Annotated in this window: 13 protein-coding genes and 1 tRNA gene; 8 read left to right on the top strand and 6 right to left on the bottom strand. The window is 70.5% G+C overall.

Annotation, left to right across the window (positions count from 1 at the left end; all coding sequences use genetic code 11):
- Positions 1-46: 46 nt before the first annotated feature.
- Positions 47-1246: a YbfB/YjiJ family MFS transporter gene (locus tag J2850_RS13015; RefSeq protein WP_209982259.1), complete on the bottom strand. Its 1200-nt coding sequence runs from the start codon at positions 1244-1246 to the stop codon at positions 47-49.
- 168 nt (positions 1247-1414) lie between these two features.
- On the opposite strand from J2850_RS13015, the gene J2850_RS13010 reads away from it, so the two are divergent.
- From J2850_RS13010 to J2850_RS12990, 5 genes are all read left to right on the top strand, one after another.
- Positions 1415-2368, top strand: coding sequence for a LysR family transcriptional regulator (locus J2850_RS13010; RefSeq protein WP_209982257.1), 954 nt, complete (start codon positions 1415-1417; stop codon positions 2366-2368).
- A gap of 126 nt (positions 2369-2494) precedes the next feature.
- Entirely contained in the window at positions 2495-2827 is a 333-nt protein-coding gene (gene fdxA, locus J2850_RS13005) for a ferredoxin FdxA (protein WP_209982255.1), read from the top strand.
- Between the two features lie 366 nt (positions 2828-3193).
- On the top strand, positions 3194-3694 hold the full coding sequence (locus J2850_RS13000) for a CarD family transcriptional regulator (protein ID WP_014248912.1): 501 nt from the start codon (positions 3194-3196) through the stop codon (positions 3692-3694).
- A 231-nt stretch (positions 3695-3925) separates the two neighbouring features.
- Complete coding sequence (locus J2850_RS12995; protein ID WP_246513040.1) at positions 3926-4822, top strand: metallophosphoesterase family protein; 897 nt, start codon at positions 3926-3928, stop codon at positions 4820-4822.
- Positions 4823-5078: 256 nt separating this feature from the next.
- Positions 5079-5975 (top strand): RNA polymerase factor sigma-32, encoded by an 897-nt coding sequence (locus J2850_RS12990; RefSeq protein WP_209982251.1) that lies wholly within the window; start codon positions 5079-5081, stop codon positions 5973-5975.
- Positions 5976-6073: 98 nt separating this feature from the next.
- On the opposite strand, the gene purH is transcribed toward J2850_RS12990, so the two are convergent.
- The 4 genes from purH to J2850_RS12970 form a co-directional block, all read right to left on the bottom strand.
- A complete protein-coding gene (purH, locus tag J2850_RS12985) occupies positions 6074-7678 on the bottom strand; it encodes a bifunctional phosphoribosylaminoimidazolecarboxamide formyltransferase/IMP cyclohydrolase (protein ID WP_209982249.1) in 1605 nt (534 codons plus the stop codon).
- Between the two features lie 269 nt (positions 7679-7947).
- Positions 7948-9567: a heparinase II/III family protein gene (locus tag J2850_RS12980; RefSeq protein ID WP_246513039.1), complete on the bottom strand. Its 1620-nt coding sequence runs from the start codon at positions 9565-9567 to the stop codon at positions 7948-7950.
- A 275-nt stretch (positions 9568-9842) separates the two neighbouring features.
- Entirely contained in the window at positions 9843-11135 is a 1293-nt protein-coding gene (rsmB, locus tag J2850_RS12975; protein WP_209982244.1) for a 16S rRNA (cytosine(967)-C(5))-methyltransferase RsmB, read from the bottom strand.
- 148 nt (positions 11136-11283) lie between these two features.
- A tRNA-Gly gene (locus J2850_RS12970) sits at positions 11284-11358 on the bottom strand.
- Positions 11359-11506: 148 nt separating this feature from the next.
- On the opposite strand from J2850_RS12970, the gene J2850_RS12965 reads away from it, so the two are divergent.
- The 3 genes from J2850_RS12965 to J2850_RS12955 all read left to right on the top strand — a co-directional run bounded on the left by J2850_RS12965 (position 11507) and on the right by J2850_RS12955 (position 14875).
- A complete protein-coding gene (locus J2850_RS12965; protein ID WP_209982243.1) occupies positions 11507-12301 on the top strand; it encodes an enoyl-CoA hydratase-related protein in 795 nt (264 codons plus the stop codon).
- A gap of 206 nt (positions 12302-12507) precedes the next feature.
- The gene (locus tag J2850_RS12960) at positions 12508-13230 is read left to right on the top strand and encodes an aspartate/glutamate racemase family protein (RefSeq protein ID WP_209982241.1); all 723 of its coding nucleotides are present in this window, start codon (positions 12508-12510) and stop codon (positions 13228-13230) included.
- A 136-nt stretch (positions 13231-13366) separates the two neighbouring features.
- Positions 13367-14875 (top strand): DHA2 family efflux MFS transporter permease subunit, encoded by a 1509-nt coding sequence (locus J2850_RS12955; RefSeq protein WP_209982239.1) that lies wholly within the window; start codon positions 13367-13369, stop codon positions 14873-14875.
- A gap of 4 nt (positions 14876-14879) precedes the next feature.
- Here J2850_RS12955 and J2850_RS12950 read toward each other — a convergent pair whose 3' ends face one another.
- Complete coding sequence (locus J2850_RS12950; protein ID WP_209982238.1) at positions 14880-15989, bottom strand: hypothetical protein; 1110 nt, start codon at positions 15987-15989, stop codon at positions 14880-14882.
- Between the last annotated feature and the right edge of the window lie 308 nt (positions 15990-16297).

Here is a 16297-nt window from a genome sequence, read left to right as displayed (position 1 = left end):
CCTCAAGCCCCCGACCGGGTCGAGCGGAAAACCTGCAAAACCTGTTTCAGGCTTTCGTCGAGATCATCGCCGGGTCGCCGGAGGATTGCCGGCCGGCGATCAGCATCCCCAGCACCAGCAGCACCGCCGCCGCCAGCACCGCCGCCGCCGCGCCCACCAGGGCGAGGTTGAAGCTGCCGGTCCGCGCCACCACCATTCCGGCGGGCAGCGGCCCGATGATCTGGCCGAGCCCATAGATCGCGGTCAGCGCCCCGACCACCCGCGCCGAGCCTCCGGCCGAAAGCTGCCGGCCCAGCGCGAAGGACTGCGACACGGCGCCGACGAAGGTGCTGCCGAACAGGATGGCGGCGACCAGGGCCAGGACCGGCGACCCGCTCATCGGCAGCAGCACGACGGCCGCCTGGACCAGGTGGAGCAGGATCAGCGACCACCAGCCGCTGGTGCGGCGGGCGACCGCCGCCCACGTCACGCCGCCGCCCATCGCGCCGAGCCCCGCCATCATCCAGGCCATCTCGCCGACCGCGGCGGTCCCTGGATCGGTCTTCAGGATCGACACCATGAAGGTGGCCGACACGATGTAGCCGCCGCCCTGAAGGAAATAGGCCGCCGTCAGCAGCAGCAGCGGCATCGACAGACCGGGCGGCTTTCCCGCCGCCGTTCCGGCCGCAGGATGGGCGGGTTGCAGCGGATCGCTCAGCCACAGCCAGGGCATCAGCCCGAGCCCGGCGCAGATCGCCCCCAGCGCCAGCCAGTCGCCGGCCCAGCCCAGCCAGCCGCCGGCCAGCCCCACGAACAGGCCGGATGCGGCGATGCCGGAGCCGACCCCGGTGTAGAGCCAGCCGGCGAGCCGCTCGCCGCCGCGGCGCGTCAGCGTGTCCAGCACCATGGCGATGCCCAGGATGAAGATGCCGGCGCTCGACAGGCCCGAGACGAAGCGCAGCACCAGCCACACCGGCATCGCACGCTCGGCGTTCCCGAGATCCAGCCCCATCGCCGCGGTGCTGCAGACGCTGAGCAGCAGCGACACGCGGAACACGGCGGTGCGGACGCGGCCGTGCGGCACCAGCCCGGCCGCCAGCGCGCCGAGGAAATACCCCAGATAGTTCACCGAGGCGAGCAGCCCCGCCCCGTCCGTCCCCAGCCCGGTGGCGGCCTGCATCGCCGGCAGGATCGGGGTGAAGGCGAACCGCGCCACCCCCATGGCGATGGCAAGCGCGACCACCCCGCCGATCAGCACCCGAACCATGGTCCACGCCCTCTCCTTTTTCGGCCGGCCCGTTGGAAACCGTTCGGCCTGCCGATTGATGACCCAACCATCATGAGGGCGCCCAGCCCCTCATTTCCAATGAATTGTTCTGATGATAAGCTCCACTCCCGGTGATGGAAGCCATGCGCGGAAGCGGGAGTCGATGGGATGGACCTGGCCGGATTGCGTGTCGTGAAGGCAGTGGCGGATACCGGCAGCGTCAGCCGGGCGGCGGAAGCCCTGCACTGCGTCCAGTCCAACGTCACCGCGCGGATCAAGCGGCTGGAGGAGGAGCTCGGCGTCGACCTGTTCCTGCGGCTGAGCCGCGGCATGGAGCCGACGCCGGCCGGCCGGGTGCTGGCCGGCTACGCCGACCGCGTGCTCCGGCTGGTCGCCCAGGCCCGCGACGCGGTGGCGGAGGCGGCGGGCCGCGGCGGACGGCTGGCGGTCGGCTCCATGGAATCGACCGCGGCGGTGCGGCTGCCGCCGATCCTCGCCGGCTTCCACCGGGACCATCCCGACATCGACCTCACCATCACCCCCGGCCCGACCGAGACCCTGCTGGCCGAGGTGCTGGCCGGGCGGCTCGACGGCGCTTTCGTCGGCGGGCCGGTGGCACATCCCGACCTTGCCGCGCAACCGGTCTTCGAGGAGGAGCTGGTGCTGGCGGAACCGGCCGCCGGCCTCACCCGGGAGTCGGCCCGCCACACCCTGATCGCCTTCGGCCGGGCCTGCGCCTATCGCGGCCGGGCCGAGACGGCGATGCGCGAGGCCGGGCGCCTGCCGTTCCGCGTCATGGAGTTCGGAGCCCTCGACGCCATCCTGGGCTGCGTCGCCGCCGGCATGGGCGTGACGGTCATCCCCCGCTCGGTGGTGGAGCGCGAGCCCTGGCGCGACCTGCTGGCGCCCCGCGCCCTGCCCGAGGCGCTGGCCCGCATGCCGACGCAGTTCGTCCGCCGCGCCGACGCCATCGAAACGGGCGGCATGCGCGCCTTCCTGGAGGCGGTGACCGATCCTGCCCGCTTCGGATCTCCCGCCGGACGGATGCCTGCGCCCCTTGCCGGTGCGACAGTGTCGCCCACATCACGCACAGGGTTGAACGGGCTGACGGCGGCGTGCTAGGCAGGCGCGGGTTGGCCATCCGGCCCGGCATCACCCGCAAGGATACCCGTCCGGCATCCGGCCCCGATCGGGCAGGAACAACAGCAGCGGGACGAGGCCGCCGGCCGGAACAGCGGAGAATGAATCATGCCCTACGTCGTCACCGACGGCTGCATCAAGTGCAAGTACACCGACTGCGTCGAAGTCTGCCCCGTGGATTGCTTCTACGAGGGTGAGAACATGCTGGTCATCCATCCGGACGAATGCATCGACTGCGGCGTGTGCGAGCCGGAATGCCCGGCCGAGGCGATCGTCCCGGACACCGACGACCGTGCGACCAAGTGGCTGGAGCTGAACCGCGACTATTCCGGTCAGTGGCCCAACATCACCCGCAAGAAGGACGCCCCGGCCGACGCCGACGACTTCAAGAACGTCGACGGCAAGTTCGAAAAGTACTTCTCGAACAAGGCCGGCGGCTGACGAAGGGCCGGTGTCGGCCCGGCCGGCCGGGGCTTTGCCCCCGAGTGCCTTCCCCGAGTCGGGCCATGCAAACAGATTGTGTCCGTCCATATTGCTATGCAAAATCGACGGGGCGGCCATCGGGCGATTTTCGCCCGAGGCGCTGCGCTTCCCTTTGTAACCCGGGCGTAACATCGTTATAATGCGCGCCCGGAGCCGGCCTTCGCGCCATTGCCGGCTTCCTGATCGTCCAAGGACTCGTGATTGTTGTGATCGTCGTGGATGGGTCCCATCCCCACGGCGCCGCATCCGTCTCGTGGGTCCTTTTTCGTCCCTTCCACCGGGACGGCAAAATGGCGTGATCGCGAGAAGTGAGAGCCAATCCACATGTCGAACAAGCTTGACTTCGAAGCCGGTGACTTCGTCGTTTACCCGGCTCATGGCGTCGGTCGGGTCGAAGGGATCGAGACCCACAGCATTGCCGGTCTCGAGGTTCAACTCTACGCGATCACGTTCGAGAAAGAGCGCATGACGCTCAAGGTTCCGGTCACCAAGGCCCGCAATGCCGGCCTGCGCCGCCTGTCGTCCAAGGACCGCATCAAGGTGGCCCTGGAGACGCTGCAGGGCCGCTCGCGCGTCCGCCGCACCATGTGGAGCCGGCGTGCCCAGGAATACGAAGCCAAGATCAACTCCGGCGACCCGGTGTCGATCGCCGAGGTGGTGCGCGACCTGTACCGCGGCGCCGACCAGTCCGACCAGTCCTACAGCGAGCGCCAGATCTACCAGGCCGCGCTCGAGCGCCTGGCCCGCGAGCTGGCCGCCGTCGAGAAGATCGACGAGACCAAGGCGACGGAGCGTCTGGAATCGGTCCTGTCGAAGGCCGCCTGAGCGGTTCGGGCCGTTCCTCACCTCCATCCCCTCCGTGACACGAACGGGCGCGCGGCTGCTACATCGGGCCGCGCGCCCGTCTCGCTTTTGGCCTTTGTTTCCCCGGCCCTGGGCGCCTAAACTCCCGGCCGCCTGCGGATGACCGTCGGCGAGCCGACCTGGAGGGGGTAGAGTTTGGGCCTGCCGCCACGCCTTGGAACGACAGCCGCACCCTATACTGCCGCCCATGCCATGACTGCCGAGGACGACAGCCGCTTCGCCCCGCTCGGCCGGCCGCGCCGGGTCTGGGCGGTGGGGGCGATCCATGCCCAGCCCGACCGCCTCGACGTGATCCACCATGCCATCGGGCAGCGGTTCCGTCCCGGCGACCGGCTGGTCTATCTCGGCAACATGATCGGCCACGGCGAGCGGGTGCTGGAGACCATCGACCGGCTCCTGGCCTTCCGCATCGCCCTGCTGTCGATGCCCGGCATGCTCGCCTCCGACATCGTCTACCTGCGCGGCCAGCAGGAGGAGATGTGGCAGAAGTTGCTGCAACTCCATTTCGCCCCCGATCCGCGCAGCGTGCTGGACTGGATGCTACACCAGGGGGTCGCCGCGACGCTCGCCGCCTATGGCGGCGCTCCCGATGCCGGCAGGGCGGCGGCACGCGGCGGCGCCGTGATGCTGGGGCGCTGGACCCGGACCCTGCGCGAGGCGGTGGCCGCCCGGCCGGGGCACGAGGCGCTGTTCAACGCCCTGCGCCGGGCCGCCTACACCGGCAGCGACGAGAGCGGCGGCCGCGCCGCCGGCGGGAGAAGCAGCAGCAGGGGCGGCGGCAGCCTGCTGCTGGTCAGCGCCGGCATCGATCCCGCCAAGCCGCTGGCCATCCAGGGCGACGCCTTCTGGTGGGGCAGTGCCGCCTTCGCCCGGCTGGAGGAGCCCTATGCCGGCTTCCGCCGGCTGGTGCGCGGCTTCGATCCGGCCTGGACGCCGGGCCGCGGCGTCGACGTCGGGCCGGTGACGGTGACGCTCGATGGCGGCTGCGGCCGCGACGGGCATTCGGGAAGCGGGCATTCCGGAAGCGGGCATCTGGTCTGCGCCTGTTTCGATTCCTTTGGCGAGATGCTGGACCTTTTCCAGGTCTGATCCGTTCCCGCGCTGACGGACCGGGAATACGCCCGCCGTCGCGGGCGGCATTGGGAATACGCCCTCCGCAAGATTCGTCTGACCTAATGTGATCCGGTGCTCCTACACCTGCGTATGATTCCGCAACAGGGCGCGCACATGTTTGTTGTCTAAACCGGCGGGATCGGCCGCGGGTGGGCGGCGATGGAGCGGAAGACCCAGGCTACGGGGATATGCGAAGGAACACGATGCCGCCCAGACGGGAAGGAAGAGACGGATGGCATACATTGACGATCCGGAGACTCAGCGTGCGAATCTGAGCTTCATCAAGGCATCGATGCGCGAACCTCTGCTGACGCGCGATCATGAATTCGAACTGGCCCGCAAATGGCGCGACCATGCCGACGAACGGGCCCTGCATGAACTGGTCCGGGCCTACACCCGTCTCGTGGTGGCCACCGCATCCCGGTTCCGCAACTACGGCCTGCCGATGGGCGACCTGGTCCAGGAGGGCAACGTCGGCCTGATGCAGGCGGCGAGCCGCTTCGAGCCCGACCGCGAGGTGAGGTTCTCCACCTATGCGGCCTGGTGGATCCGCTCGGCGATGCAGGACTACATCCTGCGCAACTGGTCGATCGTGCGCACCGGCACCACGGCGGCGCAGAAGTCGCTGTTCTTCAACCTGCGCCGCCTGCGCGCCAAGATCGACAGCGCCACCCGCAACGGCAGCGGCGCGCCGCTGACCAAGGAAGGCCGCGAGTGGATCGCCGGCGAGCTCCAGGTCGAGGTGGCGGAGGTCGAGGCGATGGAGATGCGGCTGTCCGGCTCCGACCAGTCGCTGAACACGCCGGTCGCCGACGGCTCCGACGACGACTGGCAGGACTTCCTGGCCGACCAGCGCCCCTCGCCCGAGGACGTGGTGATCGGGATGCGCGACGCCAACACCCGCTCGCAGTGGCTGGCCGAGGCGCTGGGCGAACTGAGCCCGCGCGAGCGCACCATCATCCGCCAGCGGCGCCTGCGCGAGGAAGGTGCGACGCTGGAGGAGCTCGGCCGCGAACTGGGCGTCAGCAAGGAACGCGTGCGCCAGTTGGAGCACCGGGCCCTGCTGAAACTGCGCCAGTCGATGCTGAAGCGGGTCGAGGACTCCGACGAGCTGCTGGCCGAGGCGTAAGGCCTGCTGCCCCCTCCCTACCCCTCCCCCGGTTCGCGGGAGAGGGAGGGTCGGGGCGGAGGGGAACCGCCCCCTTCACATCCGCATCACGCCGGCCGTCAATGCCGGAAGTGGCGCATCCCGGTGAGCACCATCGCCAGCCCCTTCTCGTCGGCGGCGGCGATCACCTCGTTGTCGCGGATCGAGCCGCCGGGCTGGATCACCGCGGTGACGCCCGCCTCCGCCGCAGCCAGCAGGCCGTCGGCGAAGGGGAAGAAGGCGTCCGACGCGACCACCGACCCCTTGGTCAGCGGTTCCGACAGGCCAGCGGCCTTGGCGGCCTCGGCCGATTTGATGGCGGCGATGCGGGCGCTGTCGACGCGGCTCATCTGGCCGGCGCCGACCCCCACCGTCGCGCCGTTCTTGGCATAGACGATGGCGTTCGACTTGACGTGCTTGGCCACGCGGAAGGCGAAGAGCAGGTCGGCCAGCTCCCGTTCCGTCGGCGCGCGCTTGGTGACGACCTTCAGTTCGGCCGGGTCGACGCGCCCGCTGTCGCGGTTCTGCAGCAGGAAACCGCCCGACAACTGCTTCACCATCATCCCCGCCTCGGCGGGGTTCGGCACGTTCTTGGTCAGCAGCACGCGCAGGTTCTTCTTGCCGGCCAGCAGGGCGCGGGCCGCCTCGTCGGCGTCCGGCGCAATCACCACCTCGGCGAACAGCTTGGAGATCTCCTCGGCCGTCTCGGCGTCGAGCACGCGGTTGACCGCGATGATGCCGCCGAAGGCGCTGACCGGGTCGCACAGCAGGGCCGACCGGTAGGCGTCCAGCAGGCTCGCCCCCTGCGCCACGCCGCAGGGGTTGGCGTGCTTGATGATGGCGACGGCCGGCTGCTCGAACTCTGCGACCAGCTCGAAGGCGGCGTCGGTGTCGTTCAGGTTGTTGTAGGACAGCTCCTTGCCCTGGAGCTGGACGGCGGTGGCGACGCCCGGGCGCTTCTCGCCGGTGACGTAGAAGGCCGCCTGCTGGTGCGGGTTCTCGCCGTAGCGCAGGGTCTGGGCCAGCGTGCCCGACAGCGTGGCGCGCGGCGGGAAGGTCTCGCCGAGTTGGCCGGCCAGCCAGGTGGAGATGGCCGCGTCGTAGGCGGCCGTGCGGGCGTAGGCGCGCTGGGCCAGCCGGCGGCGCAGCGCCAGGGTGACGCAGCCGTCGTTGGTCGCCAGCTCGTCCATCACCGCCTCGTAGTCGGACGGCTCGGTGACGATGGCGACGAAATCATGGTTCTTGGCGGCGGCGCGGATCATCGCCGGCCCGCCGATGTCGATGTTCTCGACGCAGTCGTCGTAGGCCGCCCCCTTGGCCACCGTCGCCTCGAACGGATAGAGGTTCACCACCACCAGGTCGATCGGCGGGATGTCGTGCTCGGCCATCGCGTCGGCGTGGATGTCGCGGCGGGCCAGGATGCCGCCATGGACGCGCGGGTGCAGCGTCTTGACGCGGCCGTCCATGATCTCCGGGAAGCCGGTGTGGTCGGAGACCTCCTTGACCGGCACGCCGGCCTCGGCCAGCCGCTGGGCCGAGCCGCCGGTCGACAGGATCTCGACGCCGCGGGCGGCGAGCGCCTTGCCCAGCTCCACCAGTCCGGTCTTGTCGGACACGGAGATCAGGGCGCGGGTGATGCGGACCTTGTCCGGGGCGGGGGCGTGGTTGGCTTTGGGCGGGCTCATGGCGGATCCTGATCGCTGCTGGCGTTGGCTGAGCCGCAGGCGACCGGGGAAACCCGGACAAGCACGGAAGAAGAAAAGCACGGACGGCCACGGAAATGCCGCTCTGCCATGCTTATCCCTGCCCGCATGCCGGCGCACCGCCGGACGGACATGGATAAGCACGGCTGGTCGAGTCCCGTGGTCGTCCGTGCCTGAAATCCCGTGTTCATCCGTGTTTCCACACCCCTCCCTGTCTGGAACGGGTCCGGCCACCGCGGATGGCCGGGGATTTACGCCGCCTTGCGCTCCCGGCGCAAGGCCCATTTCACCGTGATGCCCTCGGGGCCGCATTGCCCCTGCATCATGATCTGGCGGGTACGGCGCGGTTCCTCGCCGCTGCCGAGATAGATGCTCTCCGCCACCTCCAGCACCGCGCCGGTGACCCGCATGCGCCAGGAATTGCCGCTGGGCAGGCGCAGCAGCACCTGGTCGCCGCTCTGGACGGGCACCACCTTGACCTCCGGGTGCAGGTGGAAGCGGATGGCGTAGGGCTGGGGCTGCGGCGTGGCGCCGATCACCGCCTCCAGCGTGTCCTCGCCGCGCAGGTCCTCGCCGTTGTCGGCCAGATAGACGCGGCGGCGGTGCAGCAGGCCGAAGCCCTTGCTGTAGCCGTTGTGGGTGGCGACCACCAGCATGGCGCCGTCGGATTCCTGCCGCTCGCAGGCGACGTGGGTCGGCCGCCGGCCGAGACCGCCGGCCTCCAGCACCTCCGAGGAGTTGGTGTCGGCCACCACCATGGTCGAATGGGCGGCGGTGCCGGCGAGCGCCGCCCGCCAGGCGCCGCGGTTGGAGGGATGGCTGCCGCAATTGACGATCAGCCGCTCCTTGTTGACGGAGACCTCCATCGACAGGGTACCGGCATGGGCGGTGCGGTCCAGCCCGCCCGCCGGCGGCGCGCCGGTGTCGAGCAGCACCAGGGTGCGGCCGGCGATCAGTCGCTCGAACCCGGTGTGCGGCGCGCTCTTCAGCGGGCGGCCGCGGGCGTCGGCCTGGGCCAGGACGGTGTCGATCAGCGCCGGCTCCTCCTCCCGCCCGCCGTTGAACAGGGCGAGGCCGCCGTCGACATGGCGGAAGAAGCGCAGCGCCGGCGTCATCCGGTCGATGGCGTGCTGGAGGGTTTCCGGCACCTCCTCCCGGGCGACGCGCAGCACGGCGCGCATGTCGATCAGGTCGCGCAGAACGCGGAGCTGGATGGAGGGGTTGCGCTCGACATGGCCGCCGTCGGGCAGGATCTGGCGGGGAAGCTCGCGGTCGAGCAGCCGCAGCGCCTCGCGCGCCGCCTTGTCCTGGTCGGGCAGGCAGAAGCCGCCGTAGAGCAGCCCCTTGACGGCGCCGATCAGCCGCTCGCCGTCCAGCTTGGCCGGCAGCACCCGCAGCAGGTGGCGGAGCTGGCGGGCCATGCTCTCGAACACCCGGGCGCGGAACTCGTCGTCGGCCGACGCGCAGTAGAAGTCGTGCAGGCCGATCCAGCTCGCCAGCCGCATCCCCAGCACGTCGGGCGCCCAGCTCTGGGCATGCCAGCCGGCATTCTGGTCCAGCCACGACCACACCAGTACCCGCGCCCGCCGCCGCGCCGCGTCGCCGCCGACGGCGCGCAGGTCGCGCAGCCATTCGAAGCCGTGGGCGGCGCGCAGCCAGCCGGCCGAGGCGCCCTGGGGGCGCCAGTGCGGCGTTGCGTTGGGATCGACGCCGATGGCCTGCCCGGCCAACAGCATCCGGCCGGCCAGCATGGCGGCGCCGTTGTCGGCGTCGCCCGGCCAGGGATCGGGCGGGATCACCGCCAGCGCCCCCGGCGCCTTGCCGCCCAGCATCAGGGCATAGAGGGGGTTCCCATAGGCAAGGCGTGCCATGCCGCTGCGAAACCGTCCGTTCCCGTCCCCCATGCGCGCCGACTCCTTCAGGACCGCGGACGGCGTCGGCGGCCGGCGGAGAGTGATGACGAAGGGCGATGAAACGCGGAGGGAAGCATGAGGGGTGTCGTATCAATTCGCCGTCCGCACCGCAAGACGGCCCTGGGTTTTATTCCAGACTCGCAAAACCGAAACAAGGTCCTAGGACTTGCGGCAGCTTGCGGCCCGGCGTCGCGACGGGCAATGGAGGGCAGCGGCGGGGCGGACGGCGGGCGTCAGGACCGGCGGCGCAGCCGCGCCACGAAGAAGCCGTCGATCCCGCCGGCGTCCGCCAGCATGCCCGGCAGCGACCGCACCTCCCCCGCCGCGTTGATCGGTTCGGACAGGCCGCCCAACTCGTCGGCGGCGACCGGCCAGCGCTCGACCCGGCCGTCCTGCTGCAGCAGCCGCGCGACCTGGGCTTCGCCCTCCTCCGGCTGGATGGAACAGGTGCAGTAGACCAGCGTGCCGCCGGGCTTCACCAGGTCGACCGCACGGGCCAGCAGCCGCCCCTGGGCACGGGCCAGCTTGGCGATGTCGTCCGGCGTCTTGACGCGCAGGATGTCGGGGTGGCGCCGCACCGCACCGGTGGCCGAGCAGGGGGCGTCCAGCAGCACCGCGTCGGCCGGCTCCTCCGGTTCCCAGGTGGCGGCGTCGGCGGCCAGCACCTCCGCCTCCAGGTGCAGGCGCTTCAGGTTCTCGGTCACCCGCTCCAGCCGGCGGGCCGAGCGGTCGATCGCGGTGACCTGCGCGCCCTGCGCCACCAACTGCGCGGTCTTGCCGCCCGGCGCGGCGCAGAGGTCGAACACCCGCTTGCCGGCAAGCGGGCCGAACAGCTTGGCCGGCAGCGAGGCGGCGAGATCCTGCACCCACCACGCGCCCTCCTCGAAGCCGGGTAGTTCGGTCACCGGGCCGCCGGGCGGGCGGCGCAGCGTGCCGGTCGGCAGCAGCGTCGCCCCCAGCCGCTCGGCCCAGGCCGCGGGATCGGACTTGACGGTGATGTCGAGCGGCGCCTCGTGCAGGTGCGCCTCGACGATGCCGCGGGTACGGGCGGTGCCGTAGGCGGTGCGCCAGGACAGCCACAGCCAGTCGGGGGTGTTCAGCCGGCCGGCGTCCTGCGCCTCGGCCATCGCCGGCCCCTCGCGCCCGATGCGGCGCAGGACGGCGTTGATCAGGCCCTTGTAGGGGGCGGCATTGCGCGCCGCCGCCAGCTCCACCGCCGTATCGACGGCGGCATGGGCGGGGGTGTTGAGGAAGACGAGCTGCGCGGTGCCGAGCCGCAGCATGTCGTGGATCGCCGCCTTGGGCAGTCCGGGCTTGGCCAGGCAGGACTGGATCAGCTCGTCGATCTGCCCCAGCCGGCGCAGGACGGTGGCGACCAGCAGGCGGACGAAGCCGCGGTCGCGCGGCTGCAGCGAGGCGAGCTCGGGATGCGCGTCGAACGCATCGTCGAAGGGAACGGACTTGCGCAGCACGTCGCGCAGCAGGTCGAGCGCAACGCCGCGGGCGGCGAGGGAGGTGTCGGTCATGGAAGGGATCTAGCGCGCCGGAGGGCAGGTGTCGATACGGGATGCCAGCCCATCGCGATGGAAGCGGATCGGGCCGCCTCCGGAAAAGCGAAGGGCCGGTGCGTCGCCGCCCGGCCCTTTGGATCGCTTGCCCTGTTTTCCGGCGACTTGGAGCGGGCGAAGGGATTCGAACCCTCGACCCCAACCTTGGCAAGGTTGTGCTCTACCCCTGAGCTACGCCCGCGCTCCCGTCGTCCGGGAGCCGCTTTCTACGGAAACGCGGCCTGCGCCGCAAGAGGAAAATTCGCACCTCCCGGATTTTTTTCCGCAAGCCGCGCTCCGCGGCCCTGGATTATGGTTCCGTCCATACGCCAACGGATGGAGACCGCGGCATGGCCGGCACCGTCACCCTCGGCCGCGACGGCGTGGTCGCGACCCTGACCCTGTCCAACCCCGGGCGGCTCAACGCCTTCGACAAGCCGATGTGGCACGCGCTGAACGCCCATCTGGCGGCCCTGGAGGGGGATGGCGGCGTGCGCGTCGTGGTGGTGCGCGGCGGCCCCGTCGGTGATGGCGGCACCCGCGCCTTCTCCCCCGGCGCCGACATCTCCGAGTTCGAGAGCGAGCGCAACAGCCCGGAGCAGGGAGCGGCCTACGGCGACCTGATGGACGAGGGGCTGGACGGGCTGCGGGGGCTGCGCCATCCGGTGCTCGCCGCCATCGACGGCCCCTGCTGCGGCATCGGGCTGGCGGTGGCGCTGGCCTGCGACCTGCGGGTCTGTTCGCAGGGCAGCCGCTTCGGCGTGCCGGTCAGCCGGCTCGGCATCTCCATGGGGCCGACGGAGCTGAAGCTGGTCGCCGACGTCGCCGGCGGCCCGGCGGCGCTGGAGATCCTGCTTGAGGGCCGCGTCTTCGGCGCGGCGGAGGCCAGGGACAAGAACCTCGTCCACCGCGTCGTTCCCGACGAGGGGTTCGAGGCGGAGATCGCCGCCACCGTCCAGCGCATCGCCGCCGGCGCGCCGCTGGCCGCCACCCTGCACAAGCGCTATGTCCGCCGCCTGGCCGACCCGGCCCCGCTGACGGAGGCCGAGATCGCCGAGTGCTACCGCTGCTTCGGCACCGACGACTTCCGCGAGGGGTACCGCGCCTTCTTGGAGAAGCGGAAGCCGGTGTTCGGCGGGCGGTGAGGCGCGGGAGCGCCGCGGCGACCACGGGCTTCCGGCCGCCCCGCCGGGGGCCGTCGCCGGGGGCCATCGCAGGGGGAAATCCCGGCGCTTGCCCGGTGAACGGTCGCCATGGCCGCGACATCCGTGTAATGCCTGCCCTTCACCGCCGCCTCGCTCCCCGGCCCGCGCCGGAAGGAGGCGCCACTGCGAGAAAAGGACCTGCCACGATGACGACCCGCCCCCTGCCCCAGAAGACCATCGGCGTTCTCGGCGGCATGAGCAACCAGGCGACCGGGGAGTATTACCGGCTGCTGAACGACGGGCTGAACACCCGGCTGGGCGGCTGGGACAACGGCGAGATCGTCGTGGTCAGCGTCAACTTCGGCAACATCGAGCATTTCGTCCGCACCGGCGACTGGGAGACGGCGGAGCGCTATCTCGCCGGAAAGGTCGACGCTCTGGAACGGGCGGGCGCCGATCTGGTCATCTGCGTGTCCAACACGATGCACCGGGTGGTCGAGCCGATCATGGCCGGCCGTCCCACCCCCTTCATCCACATCGCCGACCCGACGGGCGAGGCGATCCTGCGGGCCGGGCTGAAGCGGGTCGCCCTGCTCGGCACCGCGCCGACCATGCGGTCGGACATGCTGCGCGAGCGCTTCCGCGACCGCTTCGGCATCGAGCTTCTGGTGCCGGACGAAGCCGATCAGGGCTTCGTCGACCGCGTCATCTTCGACGAGCTGGTCCGCCGCGACCTGCGGCCGGCATCGAAGGCCGGCTATCTGCAGGTCGTCGACACCCTACGCCGACAGGGCGCCGAAGGCGTGATCCTGGGCTGCACCGAGATCTTCCTGCTGATCGACCAGCCCGACCTGCCGGGCTTCCCGGTTTTCGACACCACCCGGCTGCACACGCAGGCGGCGGTGGAGTTCGCGCTGTCGGACCGCTGAGTCCGGCGGCCGACCGGGAGTCGCCGGAGGGGGCGGACCGGCTTTCGCATGGCAGGGCCTTCACATCGGCGATGGTCAAAGTGGCGGAACGCCTCACATTCGTGTGATTGCCTATCTCGTCCTGCCGGTCCGTCCCATGTCTCGCGTTACCCCGCTGATCATCGCCTGCGCCCTGTTCATGGAGAATCTGGACTCCACGGTGATCGCCACCGCACTGCCACGCATCGCGCAGTCGATGGGGGAGGATCCGCTCCGGCTCAGCCTGGCGATGACCTCCTACATGCTGGCGCTGGCGGTTTTCCTGCCGGTCAGCGGCTGGATGGCCGACCGCTTCGGCGCGCGCACCGTGTTCGCCAGCGCCATCGGCGTCTTCACCCTGGGGTCGGTCGCCTGCGGCCTGTCCAACGGGCTGGCCGAACTTGTGGCCGCCCGCATCGTCCAGGGCCTGGGCGGGGCGATGATGGTGCCGGTCGGGCGGCTGATCCTTCTGCGCACCGTGCCCAAGGGCGAACTGGTCCGCGCCATGGCACGGATGACCCTGCCGGCGCTGGTCGGCCCGGCGCTGGGGCCGCTGGTGGGCGGCGCCATCACCACCTATGCCTCCTGGCGCTGGATCTTCTTCATCAACGTGCCGATCGGGATGATCGGCATCGGGCTGGTGCTGGCGCTGATCCCGAACCTGAAGGACGAGCAGCGCGATCCCTTCGACGCGCGCGGCTTCGTGTGGAGCGCGCTGGCGCTCGCCGCCTTCATGTTCGGGTTCGAGAATGTCGGGCGTGACCTGCTGCCGCCGGCGGCGGTGGCGGGGCTGCTGGCGGTGGCGCTGCTGGCGACGCTCGCCTACTTCCGCCATGCCCGCCGGGTGGTGCGGCCGGTGCTGGATCCGTCGCTGTTCCGGCTGCCGACCTACCGTGCCTCGGTGCTCGGCGGCACGCTGTTCCGCATCGGCATCGGCGCCGTGCCCTTCCTGATGCCGGTGATGCTGCAGATCGGCTTCGGCCTGACCGCCTTCGAGTCGGGGGCGCTGACCTTCGCCGGAGCCGCCGGCGCCCTGACCATGAAGGCGCTGGCCGGCCCCATCCTGCGCCGCGCCGGCTTCCGCCGGGTGCTGATGCTGAACGCGCTGATCAGCGGTGCGGTTCTCGCCAGCTATGGCGCCTTCCGTCCCGACACCCCGCACCTGCTGATCCTGTTCGCCCTGCTGGTCGGCGGCTTCTTCCGCTCCCTGCAGTTCACCGGCCTGAACAGCCTCGCCTATGCCGAGGTGCCGCAGCCGATGACCAGTCGCGCCAACACGCTGGCCAGCGTGATGCAGCAGTTGTCGCTGAGCCTGGGCGTCGCCGTCGGCGCCACCGCGCTGCACCTGACCACGCAATGGATGGGCGGGGGGATGGGCGGGGGAAGCGGCGCGCTGACCCCGGCCGCCTTCGTTCCGGCCTTCCTGGCGGTCGGGCTGATGGCGTGCCTGTCCAGCCTGTTCTTCTGGCGCCTGCCCGCCGATGCCGGCGCCGAGATCAGCGGGCATCGCAGCCGCAGGATCGCGGCGTCTCCAGCCGTCGGCCGGGACGATGGCCGGGAGGTCGACGAGCACGCCGACCGCGCCGCCGCCGGCAAGGCCGCCGCCCTCTCCGACGCCGCCGACTGAGCCGTCAGCCCGCGGCGGGCGCGGTTGCCGGGGTGGCGGCAGGGGTGCCGGGCGCCAGCCCGCGCAACAGCCCCATCACCGCCTCGACCAGTTCCCCGACATGTTCGCGCACGTAGCCGGAGCGCGTCTGCGACTGGATCATCATCAGAGGCTGCCGGTCGGTGCCCTGATCGGGATCGAAGAGGCCGTAGCGGGCCTGCGACTTGGCGTATTCCGGATGCCAGGCCGCGTTCTCTTCGATGAACTTCCCCATCATGCCGCCCTTCATCGCCTCGTTGCCGGCCGCTCCCCGGCCGCTGCCCGCCAGCATGTCCACCATGCCCGCCTTCACGTCCTCGGCCGACATCCCGGCGAGCTTGTCCATCATCCTGTCGTCGAACATGATCTCGATCTGGTCATAGCCGTCCTTTTGCCCGTTCGGCAGGGCCAGCGTGATCATCGAGGTGTTTGCCGTTCCTTCCGGCATGGCGGGCGGGCCGGCGTCGCCCTCCTTCTCCTTCGCCAGCAGGGAGGCCGGTTTCTGCGGCAGCGCCACCCCGTCGAGCGCCATGGTCTTGTCGATGGCGGCGGCGATGTCGCCGGACAGCACGAGGCCGTAATCGGTATCCTCGCCGCCCAGCCGGCCGAACTCCCCGCGTACATAATCGGCGCGCCCGCGATGATGCTCCATCAGGGCGGAGCCATACGCGATCACGTCGTCGGACTGGTTTGAATCGAACCTCGGCAGGTCGATTTCACCTTCGACGCGCATCTTCCATGGCGGCGGGTCCGACGGCCGTGCCTGTGCCCGGCTGTCGGCCGGGGCGTTGGTGGAGGCGCCGGCCGGGGCGGCGCCCTGTGCCGGAGCCGTCCCTGCGGATATGCCGGCCGATGTGCCGGCCGATGTGCCGGATGCCGCCGCCGGAGTCCCCATGCCGCTTTTCAGCATCGCCAGCGCCTGTTTGGAAAAGGCGACGTCGTCGACCGGCCCGCTCCCTCTCCCGCCCGGCTTGCCGTTCGTCGCCTTGAACAGCGCGCCGCCGATGTCCTCCGGCCGCCCCGGCTTCCCGCCGGCCGCCAACGGGGAGTTGGAAAGAAGCGCGGCAAATTGTCCGGACAACGGCCTTATCGACATTGCGGGTGCTCCGGTGGAAGATGGGCGGGACAGGACGGGATCGAACCACGACATTGCGCCCGAAGCGTTCACCACCTCACGATAACACAACCTTCGATGATCGTCATGCCCCAGCCCTCCCCCGTTCGCAGTCGTCTCCGCCAGTTTTCCAGCCTATGCATGGAAAGATAGCGGGGTGCTCGGATGAGAATAATTCCGGCGATCATGATTAATTTTCGTGCGAGTGAGGGTTGGTAGCACGTGCGTTCCGGGCGCGTTCCCGGTATAAACATGCATAGCGGCCATGCGCCGACTTCAAGATAAACGGG

The organism is Azospirillum picis, from assembly GCF_017876115.1.
GTDB classification, from domain to species: Bacteria; Pseudomonadota; Alphaproteobacteria; order Azospirillales; family Azospirillaceae; genus Azospirillum; species Azospirillum picis.
The sequence above is the reverse complement of the archived record's forward strand: the minus strand, read 5'-3'. Positions and strand labels throughout refer to the sequence as shown.

Excerpts from the sequence above, each read along its gene's own strand:
- rsmB (WP_209982244.1), bottom strand. The coding sequence starts at position 11,135 with ATGACCGACACCTCCCTCGCCGCCCGCGGCGTTGCGCTCGACCTGCTG.
- J2850_RS12980 (WP_246513039.1), bottom strand. The coding sequence starts at position 9,567 with ATGGCACGCCTTGCCTATGGGAACCCCCTCTATGCCCTGATGCTGGGC.
- J2850_RS13000 (WP_014248912.1), top strand. The coding sequence starts at position 3,194 with ATGTCGAACAAGCTTGACTTCGAAGCCGGTGACTTCGTCGTTTACCCG.
- J2850_RS13010 (WP_209982257.1), top strand. The coding sequence starts at position 1,415 with ATGGACCTGGCCGGATTGCGTGTCGTGAAGGCAGTGGCGGATACCGGC.
- J2850_RS12995 (WP_246513040.1), top strand. The coding sequence starts at position 3,926 with ATGACTGCCGAGGACGACAGCCGCTTCGCCCCGCTCGGCCGGCCGCGC.
- J2850_RS12950 (WP_209982238.1), bottom strand. The coding sequence starts at position 15,989 with ATGTCGATAAGGCCGTTGTCCGGACAATTTGCCGCGCTTCTTTCCAAC.
- J2850_RS12990 (WP_209982251.1), top strand. The coding sequence starts at position 5,079 with ATGGCATACATTGACGATCCGGAGACTCAGCGTGCGAATCTGAGCTTC.
- purH (WP_209982249.1), bottom strand. The coding sequence starts at position 7,678 with ATGAGCCCGCCCAAAGCCAACCACGCCCCCGCCCCGGACAAGGTCCGC.
- J2850_RS13015 (WP_209982259.1), bottom strand. The coding sequence starts at position 1,246 with ATGGTTCGGGTGCTGATCGGCGGGGTGGTCGCGCTTGCCATCGCCATG.
- J2850_RS12965 (WP_209982243.1), top strand. The coding sequence starts at position 11,507 with ATGGCCGGCACCGTCACCCTCGGCCGCGACGGCGTGGTCGCGACCCTG.
- J2850_RS12955 (WP_209982239.1), top strand. The coding sequence starts at position 13,367 with ATGTCTCGCGTTACCCCGCTGATCATCGCCTGCGCCCTGTTCATGGAG.
- J2850_RS12960 (WP_209982241.1), top strand. The coding sequence starts at position 12,508 with ATGACGACCCGCCCCCTGCCCCAGAAGACCATCGGCGTTCTCGGCGGC.
- fdxA (WP_209982255.1), top strand. The coding sequence starts at position 2,495 with ATGCCCTACGTCGTCACCGACGGCTGCATCAAGTGCAAGTACACCGAC.